The organism is Enterobacter sp. Ag1, from assembly GCA_000277545.1.
Classification (GTDB): domain Bacteria; phylum Pseudomonadota; class Gammaproteobacteria; order Enterobacterales; family Enterobacteriaceae; genus Cedecea.
Window position 1 is genome coordinate 193,486 of the sequence record AKXM01000031.1, and the last position, 18,194, is coordinate 211,679.

At 55.5% G+C, this 18,194-nt stretch carries 11 protein-coding genes and 2 tRNA genes; 3 read left to right on the forward strand and 10 right to left on the reverse strand.

Translation table 11 applies throughout. The features are described 5' to 3' along the window. Positions 1-24 precede the first annotated feature (24 nt). A complete protein-coding gene (gene mltA / locus A936_RS12915) occupies positions 25-1,122 on the reverse strand; it encodes a murein transglycosylase A (protein ID WP_008458439.1) in 1,098 nt (365 codons plus the stop codon). 211 nt (positions 1,123-1,333) lie between these two features. Between mltA and A936_RS12920 the strand changes: the two genes are divergently transcribed. Beyond that, positions 1,334-1,410, forward strand: a tRNA-Met gene (locus tag A936_RS12920). 63 nt (positions 1,411-1,473) lie between these two features. Further along, a tRNA-Met gene (locus A936_RS12925) sits at positions 1,474-1,550 on the forward strand. Between the two features lie 88 nt (positions 1,551-1,638). Here A936_RS12925 and amiC read toward each other — a convergent pair. Next, the gene (gene amiC, locus A936_RS12930) at positions 1,639-2,889 is read right to left on the reverse strand and encodes an N-acetylmuramoyl-L-alanine amidase AmiC (RefSeq protein WP_008458441.1); all 1,251 of its coding nucleotides are present in this window, start codon (positions 2,887-2,889) and stop codon (positions 1,639-1,641) included. Positions 2,890-3,117: 228 nt separating this feature from the next. Here amiC and argA point away from each other — a divergent pair, with 228 nt between their 5' ends. Further along, positions 3,118-4,449, forward strand: coding sequence for an amino-acid N-acetyltransferase (gene argA, locus A936_RS12935; protein ID WP_008458442.1), 1,332 nt, complete (start codon positions 3,118-3,120; stop codon positions 4,447-4,449). Positions 4,450-4,486: 37 nt separating this feature from the next. Here argA and recD read toward each other — a convergent pair whose 3' ends face one another. The 8 genes from recD to A936_RS12975 form a co-directional block, all read right to left on the reverse strand. After that, the gene (gene recD / locus A936_RS12940) at positions 4,487-6,328 is read right to left on the reverse strand and encodes an exodeoxyribonuclease V subunit alpha (protein WP_008458445.1); all 1,842 of its coding nucleotides are present in this window, start codon (positions 6,326-6,328) and stop codon (positions 4,487-4,489) included. After that, complete coding sequence (gene recB / locus A936_RS12945; protein WP_008458447.1) at positions 6,325-9,870, reverse strand: exodeoxyribonuclease V subunit beta; 3,546 nt, start codon at positions 9,868-9,870, stop codon at positions 6,325-6,327. Before recB ends, recD begins: the two co-directional genes overlap by 4 nt. Further along, positions 9,870-12,755, reverse strand: a complete 2,886-nt coding sequence (gene ptrA, locus A936_RS12950) for a pitrilysin (protein ID WP_008458449.1) — start codon at positions 12,753-12,755, stop codon at positions 9,870-9,872. The genes recB and ptrA overlap by 1 nt, the downstream gene beginning before the upstream one ends. Positions 12,756-12,904: 149 nt before the next feature. Beyond that, positions 12,905-16,276: an exodeoxyribonuclease V subunit gamma gene (recC, locus tag A936_RS12955; RefSeq protein ID WP_008458450.1), complete on the reverse strand. Its 3,372-nt coding sequence runs from the start codon at positions 16,274-16,276 to the stop codon at positions 12,905-12,907. Between the two features lie 7 nt (positions 16,277-16,283). Next, positions 16,284-16,625 (reverse strand): prepilin-type N-terminal cleavage/methylation domain-containing protein, encoded by a 342-nt coding sequence (locus A936_RS12960; protein ID WP_008458452.1) that lies wholly within the window; start codon positions 16,623-16,625, stop codon positions 16,284-16,286. Continuing rightward, complete coding sequence (locus A936_RS12965) at positions 16,607-17,041, reverse strand: DUF2509 family protein (protein ID WP_008458454.1); 435 nt, start codon at positions 17,039-17,041, stop codon at positions 16,607-16,609. Before A936_RS12965 ends, A936_RS12960 begins: the two co-directional genes overlap by 19 nt. After that, complete coding sequence (locus A936_RS12970; protein ID WP_008458455.1) at positions 17,038-17,598, reverse strand: prepilin peptidase-dependent protein; 561 nt, start codon at positions 17,596-17,598, stop codon at positions 17,038-17,040. Before A936_RS12970 ends, A936_RS12965 begins: the two co-directional genes overlap by 4 nt. Further along, positions 17,592-18,059: a prepilin peptidase-dependent protein gene (locus A936_RS12975; RefSeq protein WP_008458457.1), complete on the reverse strand. Its 468-nt coding sequence runs from the start codon at positions 18,057-18,059 to the stop codon at positions 17,592-17,594. Before A936_RS12975 ends, A936_RS12970 begins: the two co-directional genes overlap by 7 nt. Positions 18,060-18,194 lie beyond the last annotated feature (135 nt).

Below are 18,194 nucleotides of genomic sequence, written 5' to 3' on the forward strand. Positions count from 1 at the left end.
GATAAAGGTGGAAACGCTGCAGCATTAACCGTTAAAAACGCTGCCCGTGCCAGGCGCCGCTTTCAGCACCCAGACGCGCCCGTAATGGTTGTACCAACCCGCGCGGTGCCCGGCATCCGGGCCAATGCCCTGATAGATATCGAAGTGCTGACCTTTGATCGCGCCCCCAACGTCGAGCGCCACCATCACGCGCAGCTCGTACTGGCCGGTGAACTTCCCGTTATTGTCCAGCAGTGGGACTTCGGTCAGCAGCGTGGTGCCAGCAGGAATGATGGAGCGGTCAGACGCCACGGAGGCACGTCCAATCAACGGTACCGCGCTCGCGCCTTTCACCGGCGCATAGCTTGCGGGTTTAAAGAAGACAAAAGAAGGATTCTGCTCAAGCAGCTCCCGCACTGCCGCTTCGCTATGGGTTTCTCCCCAGTGGCGAATCGCCTGCATCGACATATCTTCTTTCTTCACTTCGCCGCGGTCGATCAACACCTTGCCGATGCTGCGATAAGCGTGGCCGTTTTTACCGGCATAGCCGAAGAAGGTCAAAGGCTGACCATCGCCAAAATCAATGTAGCCGCTGCCCTGCACATCCATGATGAAGTTATCCATCAGAGAGTTGCTGTAGGCCAGCACATAGCTGTCGCTCAACCCACCGGCGTAGATTTCCGCGCGGGACGGTAGACGCCCACGTTTTGGCGGCATGCGGTAAATAGGGTACTGGAACTCGCCCTGGCGAGTATGACGAGCCTGAATCACCGGGGTGTAGTAGCCGGTAAACTGCACGTTGCCGTAGTTGTCAGCCCCTTCCATCTGCCAGGCATCAAGGCCGAACTGCTTCAGCTGGCGGGTATCGCCCCCGGCACGCAGCCACTGCTGCACGGCATTATAGATATCGCTGCCGTTATTATAGAGGCGGGGAGAAGCAGAACGAATCTGGTTAACCTGCTCGGCATAGTCGCCGCCGTTGATAGGCGCGCCAACCGCATCAGGCTGATTCACCAGTGAGAAAGGCTGGGAGAATTTCCCGTCTTTATATTGCTGACCGCGATCGGTCGGTTTTGATGAACAGGCGGCCAGCATCGCTAACATGGCCCCCGCCGCTGTGTACTTAATCCAACGTCCTTTCATTTACCTTTCGCCCTGCTCGTTGCCTCTGTATGCCTCGCCGAAGATAGCAAACGCGCCGCCAGAATTAAACGAGTTGCACACCCCTCACAGCAAAAACGTCTGTTTTATGGCCACTATGCGGGTTAATTCAACAACTAAGGGGAAATTCAGGTATTTACTCGAAAAAAGGGTTGCATCAAAAAGCGAGCGGAGTATAGTGCGCATCCACGGACGCGGGGTGGAGCAGCTTGGTAGCTCGTCGGGCTCATAACCCGAAGGTCGTCGGTTCAAATCCGGCCCCCGCAACCAATTAAAAGTCGCTGATTTAACAGCGCAATGATGAAAAATCATTAAAAAGAGTAGTATGACGGACGCGGGGTGGAGCAGCCTGGTAGCTCGTCGGGCTCATAACCCGAAGGTCGTCGGTTCAAATCCGGCCCCCGCAACCAACATTGAGAACACCCTTACGGGTGTTTTTTTGTTTCTGCCGTTTGTAAAAAAATAAGGCAGGTTTATCTCCCGCCTTTATCAGCCATTTTAGCCTCGTCTTGCCAGCCTTGAGCTATCCGAGAAGTACGCCTTAATCCCCGCCAGAATTGACTCCGCAACTTCCTGCTGGAATTTGGCCGTACGCAGCTTGCGCTCTTCTTCAGGGTTACTCAGGAACGCTGTCTCCACCAGAATAGATGGAATATCCGGCGCTTTTAGCACCGCAAACCCGGCCTGATCTACGCTGTTTTTATGCAGCTTGTTCACTTTCCCCAGCCGGTTAAGCACCTCTTTCCCGAACTTCAGGCTGTCGTTAATGGTCAGCGACTGCACCATGTCGAACATCGTGTGGTCGAGATAGCGATCCCCACTTTTGCCCACGCCGCCAATTAAATCCGAGGCGTTCTGCGTTTGCGCCAGGTATTTCGCCGCCGTACTGGTCGCCCCTTTAGTGGACAACGCAAAGACCGACGATCCGCGCGCGGCAGCGGTCGTAAATGCATCCGCATGAATAGAAACAAACAGGTCGGCTCGCTGTTTTTGCGCCTTGGCAACGCGCACTTTCAGCGGGATGAACACATCTTCATTACGCGTCATGTAGGCCTTCATATTGCCCTCTTTATCGAGCAGGGCCTTCAGCCTGCGCGCAATACTGAGCACAATATCTTTTTCGCGGGTCTTGTTTGGGCCTATCGCACCGGGGTCTTCGCCGCCGTGGCCTGGATCAAGCATGATGACAATCGGCCGGTCCCGCCCGGCTTTACCCGGCTTCGGCCCTTTTTCCGCCGGCATTTTCTTGTCTAACTGGCCGTTGTTGTAATCTTCCAGTAATGCCAGCAGCGGATCTTGTTCGCTATTCATGTTGGCGGGATAAAGATCCATCACCAGGCGCTCTTTGAATTCGGCGACCGGGGCCAGCGCAAACAAATGCGGGGTCACGTTTTGCTTCAATTCAAAAACCATGCGCACGGTCTTGGGATCAAACTGCCCCACGCGGGCGGATTTAATGAAGGGATCGTCGCCGCGAACCTGTCTGCCAATGCCTTTTAAAACTGAATTTAAATGCGCCCCCTCAATATCCACAACCACCCGCTCCGGGTTGCTGAGCGCAAACTGGCGGTACTTCAGCTGATGGTTAGATTCCAGCGTCACGCGGGTATAAGACGAGGCCGGCCAGACGCGCACGGCGATCACCTGGCTTGAGGCAGCAAAACCGACCTTGCTGACGCTCAACAACCACATGGCTCCGGCACCCTGAAGTAAACGGCGGCGACTCATTAACGAACTGGAATCTGGCATGGCTCCCCTGAGCGATAAAATCACTGAATAGACGAATTTATTTTTTGAGCCAAAAACTTTAGCGAAACACGCGGTTACTGTCATCTATAAAAGGGTAAACGTTCAGAAAAGGAGATAAAAAGTCAGGGAGGAGGAATTTTATCCTGGATGAAAATTGGCGCTTGCACCGAACGCCATAAAAGAATAAAAATACACAAATTACGAATAATCATGCAATGAGGGTGTGCCGTGGTAAAGGAACGCAGAACTGAACTGGTCCAGGGATTCCGCCATTCTGTTCCCTATATTAATGCCCACCGGGGAAAAACGTTTGTCATCATGCTCGGCGGCGAAGCCATTGAACATGAAAACTTTTCCAGCATCGTCAACGATATTGGCCTGCTTCACAGCCTGGGCATTCGCCTGGTCGTGGTGTACGGCGCACGTCCGCAGATTGACGAAAACCTGGCCGAACACCACCACGAGCCGGTTTACCATAAACACACCCGAGTCACCGACGCAAAAACCCTCGAACTGGTGAAACAGGCTGCAGGGCTGCTTCAGCTCGACATCACCGCGCGACTCTCCATGAGCCTGGGTAATACGCCGCTTCAGGGTGCCCATATCAACGTGGTCAGCGGTAACTTTATCATCGCACAGCCTCTGGGCGTGGATGACGGCGTGGACTACTGCCACAGCGGGCGCGTCCGCCGTATTGATGAAGAAGCCATTCACCGCCAGCTGGACAGCGGCGCGATTGTACTGATGGGGCCAGTCGCGGTTTCCGTGACGGGGGAAAGCTTTAACCTCACCTCCGAAGAAGTGGCCACCCAGCTTGCGGTTAAGCTGAAGGCAGAGAAAATGATTGGGTTCTGCTCCGCTCAGGGCGTGACCGACGACCTGGGGAACGTGATTTCTGAGCTGTTCCCGAACGAGGCTCAGCAGCGTATTGAAGCCCTGGAAAGCACCGGCGACTATCATTCCGGCACAGTGCGCTTCCTGCGCGGAGCGGTGAAGGCCTGCCGCAGCGGCGTGCGCCGCAGCCACCTGCTCAGCTATCAGGAAGATGGTGCCCTGCTGCAGGAACTGTTCTCCCGCGATGGGATCGGCACGCAAATTGTGATGGAAAGCGCCGAGCAGATCCGCCGCGCCACCATCAACGACATCGGCGGTATTCTTGAGCTGATCCGCCCGCTGGAACAGCAAGGGATCCTGGTGCGCCGCTCTCGTGAGCAGCTGGAAATGGAGATCGACAAGTTCACGATTATTCAACGGGATAACCTGACCATCGCCTGCGCTGCGCTTTATCCGTTCCCGGAAGAAAGCATCGGCGAAATGGCCTGCGTCGCGGTGCACCCTGACTACCGTAGTTCGTCCCGGGGCGAAGAGTTGCTGAACCGCATAGCCAACCAGGCGCGGCAGATGGGGCTGAGTAAATTGTTCGTGCTGACCACCCGCAGCATCCACTGGTTCCAGGAGCGGGGCTTCCTGCCGGTGGACGTTGAGCTGCTGCCGGCGAGCAAAAAAGAGATGTACAACTATCAGCGCAAATCAAAAGTGCTGATGGCCGACCTGACCTGAAAAAAGGGAAGGCATAAAGTGTGCCTTCCCTTGTCTTTTATTCTCCAGAGAAAATCGCCATAAGCCCGCTGCGGCGCTCCGTACGCGTGGCTATCGCTTTATTCAACACGCGTTCATCGGCATACAGCGACAGCTGCTTACGGGCGCGCGTGATCGCGGTGTACACCAGCTCACGCGTCACCACCGGCACAAACTGATTCGGCAATACCAACGCGGCGTGGTCAAATTCAGAACCCTGAGATTTATGCACGGTCATGGCGAAGGCCGTGTCGTGTGCAGGCAGGCGGCTGGGCTGAACGGATTTTACTGAACCATCCGGCATTGAAAACCACACGCGAAGCCCTTCCTCACGCTGCAAAGCAATACCTATATCGCCGTTAAACAAGCCAAGCGAGCTATCATTGCGGGCAATCATCATCGGACGCCCGTCGTACCAGCGGGACAGCGCCTGCGAAGGCCGCTGAATCAAACGCGCCTGTACCAGCGCCTGCTCAATACGCTCATTCAGGCCGCTGACGCCGAAAGGTCCTTCACGTAAGGCACACAGCAACTGATAACGGCCAAAGGCATCAATGATCTCCGCAGGCGCGGCTTTCTGACGCACCAGCTGCAAATACTCGCCGTAGCCGCTGACCACGTCGGCAATCATCGCCGTATAATCTTCCGGCTCCAGCAGCGGCTGCAGTGAGATGTCCGTAAACCCTTGTCCAAACGCAGCTTTCACCTGCCTGCTATCGCTGGCATTAACGGCAAAGGCCAGTTGACCGATGCCGGACTGACTGTCGAACCGATAGCTCTTACGCAGCAGGCAAAGCCCGTCACGCAGCGCGATCCCCCGGGTGCTCTCCCCTACGGGTACCTCACAGCCCGTGAGCCGTTTTAATTGCTCCGCACGCTCAGCCGAATACCCGTCGTTCACGTAATGGCAGATATCGCCCAGCACCGCCCCCGCCTCTACGGAAGCCAGTTGATCTCTGTCTCCGAGGAAGATGACGCGGGCCTGCTCCGGTAAAGCATCAATCAGCCGGGACATCATCGGCAGATCTACCATCGACGCCTCATCCACCACCAGCACATCCAGGTGCAGAGGATTCCCGGCATGGTGGCGTAACCGCTGGCTGTTTGGCTGCGCGCCTAAAAGCCGGTGCAGCGTCGAAGCCTCTTCAGGCAGGCGCTTTTTCTGCTCATCGCTGAGCGGCAGCTGGCGCAGCGCACTTCCCAACGATTCCGTCAGGCGTGCGGCCGCCTTGCCCGTAGGCGCCGCAAGCTGAATGCGCACGGGCTGGCCATCGGAAAGCTGAACCAGCGCGCCCAACAGCTTTGCCACCGTTGTGGTTTTACCTGTTCCCGGCCCGCCGGAAATAACTGAGATACGTCGGGTCAACGCCACCGCTGCGGCCACTTTCTGCCAGTCCGTCTGTGGGCTGTTACCAAACAGCGCGTCGAGGATTTCGCGAAGCCGAGTCTCATCCACCGCAACAGGCTGGTTATGTTCACCGAAGAAGGCCGCCACCCGATGCTCGTTGCTCCACATACGGTTGAGGTAAAGGCGGTTATCAATGAGTTTCAGCGGCGTGGGTTCGTCGCCCGAACTGACCGAATGGGAAGCCAGTAATGCGCTGTGCCAGCCCGAAGTAGGCTCCGCCTCGGCAAAAAGCTGAGCCACAAGTTCAGGATGTTTGCCAGCAAAGGCATATTCGGGCTTGATGCGCTCCAGCGGCAGGCAGACATGCCCCTCGCCTGATTCTCGGCTCAACAGCGCTGCGGCCAGCATAACGGCGGGCTGCTTATCGTTAGCCACCATCATGGCAAACTGTGAATCCAGCGGCCTGAGAGCTTTCAGCACCACCGCCTGGTTGAGTAGCTGAGACATACTCACTGTGGGATCTCCTCTGCTGCCCCGGCGAACAGCGCATCCATTGCTTCAACCAGTCTGACGTCCGGTCGCGTAGAAAAAATACCCTGCTCCGGCTTACCCTGCTCCACGCCTCGCAGGAACAAATAGATAACCCCACCAAAGTGCTGCTGGTAGTTATACCCGGCCATACGGTGGCGCAGGTAGCGATGCAGCGCCAGCGTGTAGAGCTGGTACTGCAAGTCGTAGCGGTGAGACTGCATCGCCTTCGCCATCGCCTCCTGGGTGTAGGCGCTGCTGTCTTCACCCAGCCAGTTAGATTTATAGTCCAGCAGGTAGTAACGCCCCTGCCAGCGGAACACCAGGTCGATAAACCCTTTCAGCATTCCCTTCACCTGACGGAAGTCCAAAGGCGGGCAGCCAGCAGACAGCGGGTCGTAATGACGAACCAGACCGTCTAACGCCGGCGCCTGTAGCTCATTGTCGATAGGTAAATAAAATTCCAGCTCCACCTGTCTCTCCTTCGCAGAAAGCAGGTTCAGGGCAACGCCGGTGTCATTGAGCGGCGCAGCAAGCACCTCTTCCAGCCAGCGGCTCACCACCGGCTCCCACTCGCCGCTAAACCCATTGGCAAGCAGGTGTTTTTCTGTCTCTTCAGGCTGTACTGGCTGTGTAAAATCAACCTCTTCGAAAAGGCTGTGTAAGAAAGTACCCGGTGAAGCCCCGCGCGGGAAAGTATGCGGCGTAAGTAACGGCTCACTTTGCTCCGGGGCTTCCCCAACGGCGTCAACGTCCAGGCGTGGCACTAAATCCAGAACCCGACTGTTGCCGTGCTGCTGCAGACCAGAATAACTGGTCACGCGCCAGTTATCGGTGATTCGACGCTTGAGCTGGCGGGCGGCAAGCTCGGGCAAAGCATCGGGCCGCGGCTGCCACGGAGTATCGTCCCCGGAAGAGAGCGTTTCAACGTCGATGGCTTCGCTTTTCAGACCATCAAGCGCCTGGCGCAGTCCCTCTGCATCGAGCGCTTCCCCTTTTTGCAGCAAATAGCCCAGCGCACTGAGGTGCAGGTCGCTGTTGCCTTTTTTGGCTCTCGAACCGCGGAACAACGGCGCAACGCCCAAGCTGCAGTGCCAGACGGAGCGGGTCAATGCCACATAGAGCAGACGCAAGTCTTCCGCCAGACGTTCTTCTTCGGCCAGCCCCAGGCTTTCCGCATCGTTGCTCAAATCCAGAAGTGAGGTAAAGGTGGTCCGGTCGTGATAAAGGCCGCTGCTCTGTGGGCGATAGTTGGCCACGAACGGCAGCCAGACCAACGGATACTCCAGCCCTTTGGATTTGTGGATGGTCACCACCTGGACCAAATGTTTATCACTTTCGAGCCTCAACTGCTGACTGGAAGCGTTGCTGTCCGGCTCGGCAATCCTCTGCGCCAGCCAGCGCACCAGCGCATGCTCGCTCTCCATTTCTGCCGAGGCTTCCTGTAACAGTTCGCTGATGTGCAAAATATCGGTCAGCCTGCGCTCTCCCCCCGGCGTGGCCAGCAGGTTTTCAGCTATATTTCTCGCCCCGATTAAGGCTCTTAACATGGGCATCACGCCCCGCTTAAGCCACTGCTCGCGGTAGCCAAAGAATTCGTCAACCAGATTATCCCAGGCCAGTTCGTCGTTGTTCAGAGACTCGATAGCATGGGCATCCAGCCCGAACATGGCTGTCGCAATGGCGCTGCGCATGGCCGTCTCAATTTCAGGCGTCAGTACGGCCTGTAGCACCCACAGCAGCTCACGTGCCTCAACGGTAGCAAACACCGAATCGCGGTTAGAGAGATACACCGAAGGAATATTTAGCGCGCCCAGCGCATCACGTACGATGGCCGCTTCTCCGCGGCTACGAACCAGAATCGTCATATCCGATGCCCTGAGCGGCCGGGCGTCATCCCCCTGCCAAAGCAGCGCATCCCCCCGTTGCCCGGCGGTGAGCCAGTCTCGAATTTGCCGTGCACACTGCGATGCCATCGCTTGTTGGTAATCACTTACACCGACGCCATCCCCCGGCTGGAGCCACATTTTCACCGCCGACTGGCTTTCACCCTGGACCGTGAACCGTAGCCCACCGTTGCGGGGCGCTGATTTAACCGGCAGGAACGGGATCTGGCGGAATAAGAACGGATTCTCAACCTGCTGGAACAGCGTGTTTACGCCGTGGATCATCGAGGGTGACGAGCGCCAGTTAGTGTCCAGTGTGTAGTGGGCACTAACTTCCTGACGCGCCTTCATGTAGGTAAAAATATCGGCGCCGCGGAAAGCGTAAATAGCCTGCTTAGGGTCACCAATCAGCAACAGCGCGGTGCCCTGCTGCTTGATATACAGGCGGCGGAAGATACGGTACTGCTGCGGGTCGGTATCCTGGAACTCATCGATCATCGCCACCGGGAAACGGCTGCGGATCGCCGTCGCTAAAGCGTCGCCGCCGGGCTGATGCAGAGATTCATCGAGCCGACTCAGCATATCGTCAAAGCCCAGTTCGCCGCGGCGGCGCTTCTCCTGTTGAACAATATAGCGAATTTCCGCCATGGCTCTGGCAATCACCAGGTCACGCAGCGTTAGCGGCTCTGCAAGCAATGCGTCGATGGCGGTGAACAGGCTGTGCCGGGGCACTTCGCCTTTTTTGGTTTTCTCTTCAAGCGTGCTTTGCGCAAACTTCGCCAGCGCCTCAGGGAGCTGATAACTGGTGGTTTCCAGCTGCGCCCACTGGCCAACAATTTCCAGCCAGTTTGGCAAATGTTTACTGCTGTAGCTGCGTTTATCCACGCCAGAATCGCTAATCAGGCTTGCCAGCTCACCCGCGGCTGCTCTCCATTGAGCTTTGACCCCGTCGATAGCGGCGATTATTTTTTCATGGCGAGCCAGCAGCGTTTCATCATCCGCCGGGGGCTGTTTCAACTGGGGCTGTTCACCCTGAAGCCAGCTATTGATATCCCTTAAAAGCGCTTCCGGCCCCGACCACTCCTCACTCATCGCCTGCGCCACAGGTTTTGGCAGCGGGTAGCAGTGACGCCGCCAGAAATCAGCACAGGCGTGACGGCGCAGCAAGGATTCATCCTCGAGTAGCTGCTGCTCGAACAGCATCCCGGACTCAAAAGCGTTGAGGCTGAGCATCCGCTGGCAAAAGCCGTGGATCGTGAAGATAGCGGCCTCATCCATCTGCTGTTCGGCTAACAGCAGGGTGCGGGCAGCGAGCTGCTTGTTGGTAATCTGGGCAAGTAAGTTTTGTATCAGTGGATTTTTGGTGCGGTTACGAATACAGGCAATGCGCAATTCGTGGATATTCGCCCGAATACGGCCACGCAGTTCTTCGGTGGCCGCTTCGGTGAAAGTCACCACCAGCAGTTCTTCAACCCCCAGCGGACGGGGGAAAGCATTCTCTCCCCCTAAGCCCAGCAGCAGCCGCAAATAAAGTGCGGCAATGGTAAAGGTCTTACCGGTCCCCGCGGAAGCTTCTATCAACCGTTCGCCGAACAGCGGCAAACTTAAAGGATCAAGGGGCTGCGCAGTTACATCGGTCATTATTTCTCGCTTACTAGTGGTAACGCCTGCTGCAGACTGCGTGCCCCCTCCCAGGTTTTCCACCCTTTTGGAGCTGCATACTCTGCTTTGCCGTTATGGCTGCCGGAAATCTGTGACAACACCGCCATTCCCTGGGGAGCTATCACCGCCTGATGGAAGAAATCAGCCAGCTTCTGCGGCGTTAATTTCTTAATTTCGGCTATCACTTTATCACGGGAATCAAACGCCATGTTTCGGCGGTCGAAATCTTTGCTAAGCTGCGCCGCTTCTTCCGCAAGCGTTTGAGGCGCCTGCTGCATCTGGGCAATCATCCCCTGCTGGATTTGGGCAAACTCGGCGTCGCTCATGCCGCGCAGCTTTTTCTCGATAACCGGATAAAACGCTTTAAACCGCTCATACAGGTAAGCTGGCTGCTTATCGCTGCTCTGAAGCAGGAACCCCACTCCCCACTGGCGACCAATGGACATAGGGAAAGCAAACACCGCATAGCCAAGCTGCTCTTGTGTACGCAATTGATTATAGAACCAGGGCTGAATGATTTGCCCCAGCATTGAGCCATAGGCCGTGCTGGTGGCTTCGTTATAGCCTTTGGGTACATAAACCGCCGCCAGCGCCGAGTCGGTGCTGCTTCCGGCTTTTTCAAACATCGCCAGATGCTGCTTATTAATCAGCACATCGTCATTCCGGCACCATTCTCCCCCCTTTGGAGCCAGCTGGGCTTTGACGTTTTCCGCCAGCTGTTTGGTCTGCTCTGGAGACATGTTGCCAATGACCATAAACTCAGGCCGGGAATTGGTTTTCAACCGCTCACGATAATCCAGCACGTCCTTAAGCGTCAGCTCCGGCAGCAACGCCCGACGGGTACTACGCTCAAAATAAGGCACCTGCGAAACCATCTGCACCGGCGCAATCGCCTGCTCAAAGGCTTTGCCTTTGTCCGCCGAATCCATCATCTGGGCATACCAGGACTTGGCCTGATCCAGCTGTTCCTGCGTTGGGGTATAGCTGAAATAGCCCTTCAGCAGCGCTTCAAACAGCTGCGGCAGGCGCTGCGTATAGCCGTTGGCGTTAATCATCAGCCCGCTATTGGCGTTAGATGAGAAACTGATGCCGCCAACCGATGCCTGATTGCTGAGTTCATCCAGCGCAATGCCCGCAAGGTAATCATTGATAGCAAACAGCACCTGATTCTTCGCGCTGTTCATCACCTGTGGATTACGCAGCACAAGCGTCACGTCCGCTTTTGGCTCGTTGCCAAAATAGCGGCTCGGCATATACACCACCCGCAGATCCGGCTCGTGGATCAGCAGCTCAGGATGGTCGTACTGCTTCTGTGGCTTATAAAGCGTGAAGTCATCGGGAATGTAAGGATTCAGTTGAGGCAGCTCAAGCTTGATAGCATCTGCCTTCTGCTGCCAGTCGGCATAGGTCTGCGCAGGAATTTTGTCAACTTCGTAAGGCGCATCAACGAAATAAGCCGTTTTATTGTGTGGCTCCTGCGGGCTGACATACCACACGCGGGCATTTTGCGGCGTCATCATATCCAGACGCGCTTTAATCGCGTCAGGATCGTACTGGTCAGCGATATTTGCGGAATCTAACGTATGGGTGACCGGGACGCGCAGCATGGTATCCGCCAGCCATTCGATATAGTCCATATCACGGGTGATGGACGGGTAACGGAAGTCGAGATCCAGCACGTGTGCAAGCTCGTCAAAGTAACGTTTATCGATACCTTTGGCGCGCAACTGATCGAGATAGCTGAATATCGCCGCAACCACCTGGTCACGATTGGCCAGGCCTTTATCCGTCAGGGAGACGGAGATGGCGAAAACACCGCTGTTACCGGCCACCATCGGGTCAGAATCCGCGCGAATGCTCTCCGCAAGCCCCTGCTTTTGCAGCCAATCCGACAGCGTATCGTGGCTACGGTTGCCGATCAGGTACCCAATCAGCTCATCGGTTTTGCTGCGGAATTTATCGCTATTGTTATCAATGCGAAACTCAACGCGAACCACCTTGCGCGGCATGACCGGCACATAGTGGATGAAGATCCCTTTTTGCGCGTCAGTCACCACCGGTACATCGATAACCGGCTTTTCGATATTTTTGTCAGGAACGCGGCCGTAAGTTTCAGCGGCAATCTTCGCCAGTTCAGGCAAAGGCTTGTTGCTGTAGATAACGGCTTTCATCAGGTTTGCCGAGTAGTACTTATTTCTGAATGCCACCAGCGCGTCGAGCAACTTGCTGCCGGGTTTGTCACGCAGGGTTTCAAGGTTGCCGCCGGAGAAACGCGCCGCCGGGTGTAAAGGGTTGATGGTTTCGGCGCTAACCTGTGCCATGCGCATCCCGTCACGCGCACGGGCCATCGTCAACTCGGCGTTTACCGCGTTACGTTCACGCTCGGCATATTGTGCCGCGAGGTTAGGTTCAGCAATGGCGTCGGCCAGGCGGTCTACGGCACCGTCGAGCGCATCGTTTTCTACTTCGAGATAAAATGCGGTTCGATAGGTGGCGGTACTGGCATTGTGGCTGCCGCCATGTTTTTTGAGGAATTCAGACAGGCTATCCGGGTCCGGATATTTTTTGGACCCCATCAGCGTCATATGTTCCAGAAAATGGGCAAGCCCGAGGTGAGCATCTGGATCTTCCAGTGAGCCAACCGGCACCACCAGCGCTGACAGCGACTTCACCGCCTGCGGATCGGAAACCAGCAGCACGGTCATACCGTTATCTAAACGAATAGCCTGATACTGACGAGGATCTTTTTCACTTTTACGGATGGTGTCCTGAATCGGTTGCCATCCGTTATCTGCCTGACTGCAGGGTGCCCAAAGAGCAACGAACAAGAAAAGCGCGGTAAACCAGGTGCTGCATTTAGGCATTCACAAACCTCGTCTTCACTAACTTACTCATCATTAACAACTTTTCGAAGCTATCCGTCGAACGCCGTTGTTATACTTCGCCAGCCCTGAGCAAGAAATCGCATCATAATTGAACTCACCGGGCTGTGCAATTTTTATACAATCCTTGTTCAGGATTGGTTGAATCTGAACAGAGGCAGCAGGTAGCGCTCGGCCTCTGCGATAATCGCTTCGTAATACTCGGCATCAAGGGTACGGTACAAACGTTGCAGCCAAATATCAGCCCCTTCCCCTTCCACCATATGGTTTCCTTCCCAGGCAGCAAGCAGCTTAGTCCGGGCTTTCTGCTGCGTCTCCTCATCCCATAAAATGGCATCATTTTGTGGGTCATAACAGGTTTTTATCCACGCGCCACCGCTGTTATGCAGCAGCAGCAATGGCTGACGGAGACCTTCTTTATAACCCTCAATCAGTTGCAACAACCAGGCTTTAGCTTCGTCCTGTGCCATATGAGGGAAACGCCACTGTGAATCTTTGCGCCCGAACATTCGGCTTTCGCCCGAATAGCCGCTGGCACAGTAAACCAAATGTTCAATCCACAGCTGCATGCCATGAGCCACATTCAGCACCGAAGGGCGCCAGCGCAGCAAACCATCAGCCTGTACGTCCGACAGCCAGCCCGTCACTCTGGTTCCGTCTATGTGAAGATCCACTTCACAGCTTTCCCCTTTTTGCCGTTCGGCCAGCACTTTTTCAGCCAGCGTTTGCATTTCATTCCGCTGGTTTTCCCACAAGATTTCACCGAAGGCCCCGTAAGGTAAAACGCCAGCTGCCCGGTAACGCACAAACAGCTGGTGCGGATCATCTTGCTGAACCAGAGCATTAAGCAGGTGCTGGTTTAACTGAAAACGATCGAGTACATCGAGGGTAAAAGGCTCTTCATCCGGCAATTCGGTATCTTCCAGGCGGAAGTTAATGCCGAGACGCATTTGGAAAAATGCCCGCACCGGGTGCCGCCAAAAGCGCTGGAGCTGCTCAAGGGAGATGTCGCCCCAGGGATCCGCAATCAAAGGCTGAATAAAGTGGGCATGCGCTACGCCGCTGCCGCTTGCCGCTGGCAGCCACTCCTGAGCAAAGCTTTGCCCATCGCCTCCGGCAAGGTAGTTGGTGCTGTCAAAAGGTGTTCGGGCATGAAGCGTGACCAGATGCTTTCTCACATGCTCACTGCTGTCATCTGCATTACATTCAGCATCTCCGGGGAGGTAGTGACTGCGAGCGATGTAATCCAGCAGTTCTTCCACCAGCACCGACGGGTAACGCCTGCTGTTGTCCTGAATCGAACGGCCGATATAGCTGATGTACAGCCGCTGCTGGGCCGAAATAAGCGCTTCCAGGAACAGATAGCGGTCATCGTCTCGGCGGCTGCGGTCCCCGCGCTGCGGGTGCTGGCTCATCAGGTCAAAGCCCAATGGCGCAAGCGCTCGCGGATAGACACCGTCATTCATGCCCAGCAAACAAACGACCTTAAAGGGAATGGCGCGCATTGGCATCAGGGTACAGAAGTTTACCGGCCCGGCGAGGAAGCGCTGGCTGATGCGCTCCTGGTCAAGACGCTGGGCCAGTTCATCACGCAGCAAGGTTAATGACACGGGCTGCTGGTAGGCTGCATCAGTGCCTTTTTCAATCATCTCCTGCCACTGCTGCTCAATCAGCGCCAGTGCGGCTTCTGTTTCACCATCAGGCAGGAAGAAGCTGTTCAGCATGTCCCTGCATAGCGGTAGCCATTCGTCTAAAGGGCGCTCCTGAGTTAACAGCTGACGCCAGCGGTTCAGCTGCATCAGCAACTCCGCAAGCTGCCCCACCAGTTCGGCAATCAGGCCGCTGGACTCATCATAGGGCAGCACAGAATCCCAGACCCCAGCCTGGCTTTCCATCGCATAGCCAAGCAGCATCCGGGTCAGGCCAAACCGCCACGTATGCTGCCCGGTCGCAGGCAGTTCCAGTTCTCGAACGTTGTCATCATCAATGCCCCAACGTACACCTGATTCATTCACCCATTTACGCAGATAGCGCAGCCCTTCTTCATCAATAGAGAAACGCGCCGCCAGGGCAGGCACTTCCAACAATGAAAGCACATCTTCTGCTGCGAAACGGCTTTCCGGCAAGCCAAGCAGTAAAATGAACGCCTGCAGGGCCGGGTGAGCCTGGCGCGCCCGACGGTCAGAAATGGCAAACGGCAGCCAACGCTCATCCTTCGCGCTACCAAATACCGCCTGGATAAACGGACTGTAGCTATCAATATCCGCAACCATCACGATGATATCGCGCGGGGTAAGTTCTGGATCGGCCTCCAGCATCGCCAGCAGTTGATCGTGCAGCACTTCAACTTCTCGCTGCGGGCTATGGCACTCATGGAATGTCAAAGAACGATCGTTAAGATCCAGCAGCCGTTTACCGTCACTGTGTTCATACTCCTCAGCCGTCAGCCCCAGCACCTGCGAATCTTTCAGCTCCAACAGGTCACTTTGCAGGCCGCGGAGAAGGTTATCGGGTTCTAAATCGACAAAAACATCGATCTCTTCAAAACGCTCCAGTTCGGAAAGCAAAAACGCGTAGTCGCGCCCTAATTTCCCCCAAGAGGCCAGCAAGGAATTCCCCACATCCTGCTCACCAAGCTCATTGAACAACGAAGAGGCATTGTCGTTGTCCTTAAACAAGGTCTGCTCTTGTTCTGTCTGATGCCGACGACGACGACGGCTGACAAGACGAGCAAGGAACGCGGGATCTTTAATATCCCCCCAGTAGTAGCGGCAGGGGTTGGTAAATAGCACATGGACGTCGATATGCTTACCCAGCGCCTGCAGAGCCTGGAGGTACACCGGTGGCAGAGCGGAAATCCCACAAATAAAGACGCGAGATGGGAGCCCCGTCGGGCAAACCTCGCTTTTCTCAAGAGCGCTAATAAAGCGCTGGTAGAGATTGGCTCGATGCCATTCTGGCTGCCCCAGCTCAGCGGTGTAGCGCACCAGTTCCGCCCAGAGCGGAGCCTGCCAGAGCTGAGACTCTCCCACGCCTTCGACAAGCTCGCCCTTCTCCCAGCGGCTTAGCCAGCCGGGACGATAGACAAGATACTGGTCATAAAGGTCGGCAATCCGGGAAGAAAGCTGAAACAGCTTACGGCTGCTGTCGTCTACCTGCAGATAGTGGCCAAGCATCTTGAACTCTGGCTTGTGGAGCATATTGGGGATAAGCGTCATCAGCTTCCAGCTCATGCTCTGCTTGTTGAAAGCGCTCACTTCCGGGATATCGGGCAATACCTTCACGAACATGTCCCAGATAAAGCTGGCGGGCAGCGGAAACTCGATGTTCGCCGCAATACCAAACTTCTGTGCCAGCGTCATTTGGAGCCACTGCGCCATCCCGGTGCTTTGCACCAGCACCACTTCCGGCTCAAAAGGATCCGGCAATGGCTGGTGCTCCACAATGAACTCCATAATGGCTTCCAGCACATCAAGGCGGTTGGAATGGTAGACACGCAACATGAAATCGCTACTCCTGACGTTGTTCTGACCGTGGGCAATCGAGCCTCAAAAGCTGCGCTATCCGGCCCTCTGGACTTGTTACAGTAACGTCGATGCTGACACATCCCAAAGACGATGTCTGCTGTTGATGCACATTCCATGCATCTGAAAGTGGAGGAACTTCTGGCTCGGTCTGCTCACGCGCGACTCGCCACAGCTGCCTTAGCTGCCATTGGCTGGTGAAACCCTGCTGCAATACACCGTGGTACCCCAGCAATGCGGTCATCACTATCGCAAACAGCGCCAGGGCACATAGCACCTCCGGGAGGCTGAAGCCACGCTGCCGGGAAACTATCGAGGCAGTTTGCATAAGTCATCGTCCAGTAAAGGGCAAAAATCCAGCCAGCCCTGCGCGGAGGCCACTAATTTATTCCCCTGAAGTCCCCCCCAGCGCCACAATGTGAACGGTAGCGTGGGCCCGGCAACAGAACCGGAAGCAGCCAGTAAGGCCTCACCTTTATCGGTTAGATGCAGGCAGGCGTGCCACTGATTACGCGACTCAAACTGACATTGCCAGGTTCTCTGGGGTTGCCAGCTTTGTTTTTCCCCCCATGCCAGCGCAGATCTTGCAGCCGTCTGATTTTTAATAAACTGAATTTCGGCGGCAACCTCAAAGCGCTGGGCGCTAAGTTGCCGGGAAAGCCCACTCAGCATCAGAGAACCAACTGCAAGCAGCATCAATACCATCAGCAAAGAGGTGCTCCCTTTCTCTTGCTTGCCGCTCATGAATTTTCTCCACTCACCGTGTAGCTAAGCTCCACAGGACGCCCACCTTGCTTCAGATATGCAGCAAGACTCACGAGGAATAAAGGCCTGCCGGTTTTGCGATTCAGGCGAACCACGGAAAAATGCTGCACCACCAATTGCGTCGGGTCAGACATTCTTTCCCAGCCGGTGCCTTCACAATGCTCTACGCCCTTTTGAGTCTCCAGGCTGCCGTTACGCAAGCGATAGCCCGTCTGTTCATTTTGACTACCAGGGGTCGTGTCCCACCGGCCATTACCGTTGGCATCCCACTGCAATATCACACAGCTTCCGTTGTTCATAAGCTTTACAGCCTCCCCCTGACACTTCCCTCGGCAATAACCCGCACGCTGTAAATTTTTTCCAACGGTGAACGCCATTTGCCAAAGCGCTTCCTGCTGAGCAACGTAGCTGTACTGGCGTAAAACCTCGCCCTGCAAAGCGGGGAAAAGCCTTGAAGTGCCTAGTAACAGCACGCTGCTCAAGGCCATCGCAATAAGCGTTTCGAGTAACGTAAACCCTCTCTGAGCGTTCAACATGACTTGTCTCCGGACATTTCGCACAGCCGGATGCGCCCCCAAACCGAGAGCGTCACTTTCCAGCGCCCGACCTGACTTTTCACAATAAGGTGGCCTGGCCAGGCTGTGTTGCGAATTCCGTAGAAACCTAACCCGGCAGTCATATCCTCCACGACGATATCGTCAAACTCGGGGGTAAACGTCAGATTTGAGTTTCCCGAACAGTTTTCTTCAGCGGCACGGCTTGTCAGGCACCAGCTTTTCCCCAATTGATGCAGCGCCAAAAGATGGGTTTGGTTGTGCCAGTTGGCATCATTTCTTAGCCGCGAGAGAAAGTGACTCAGTTGCTGAGCCGTTTGCCGCAACTGCACTCTCTGCTGCCACTCGTGCCAGCCGTGAAGCCCACCAGCGCTGAGTACGGCAACAATGGCTATCACCACCATCACCTCAATAATGCTAAAACCACGTTGGTTGATTTTCATGGGAGGAGTGTGGGCCACAGAGGTTGAATCAGCCAGTTCGCAAATCAGATGATGCGACACATATCGGAAGATAATTAAGGCGTTACGGAGAGTTGTATACGCTCTGGAATCAATGCCGAAGAAGCAAAACCAGGG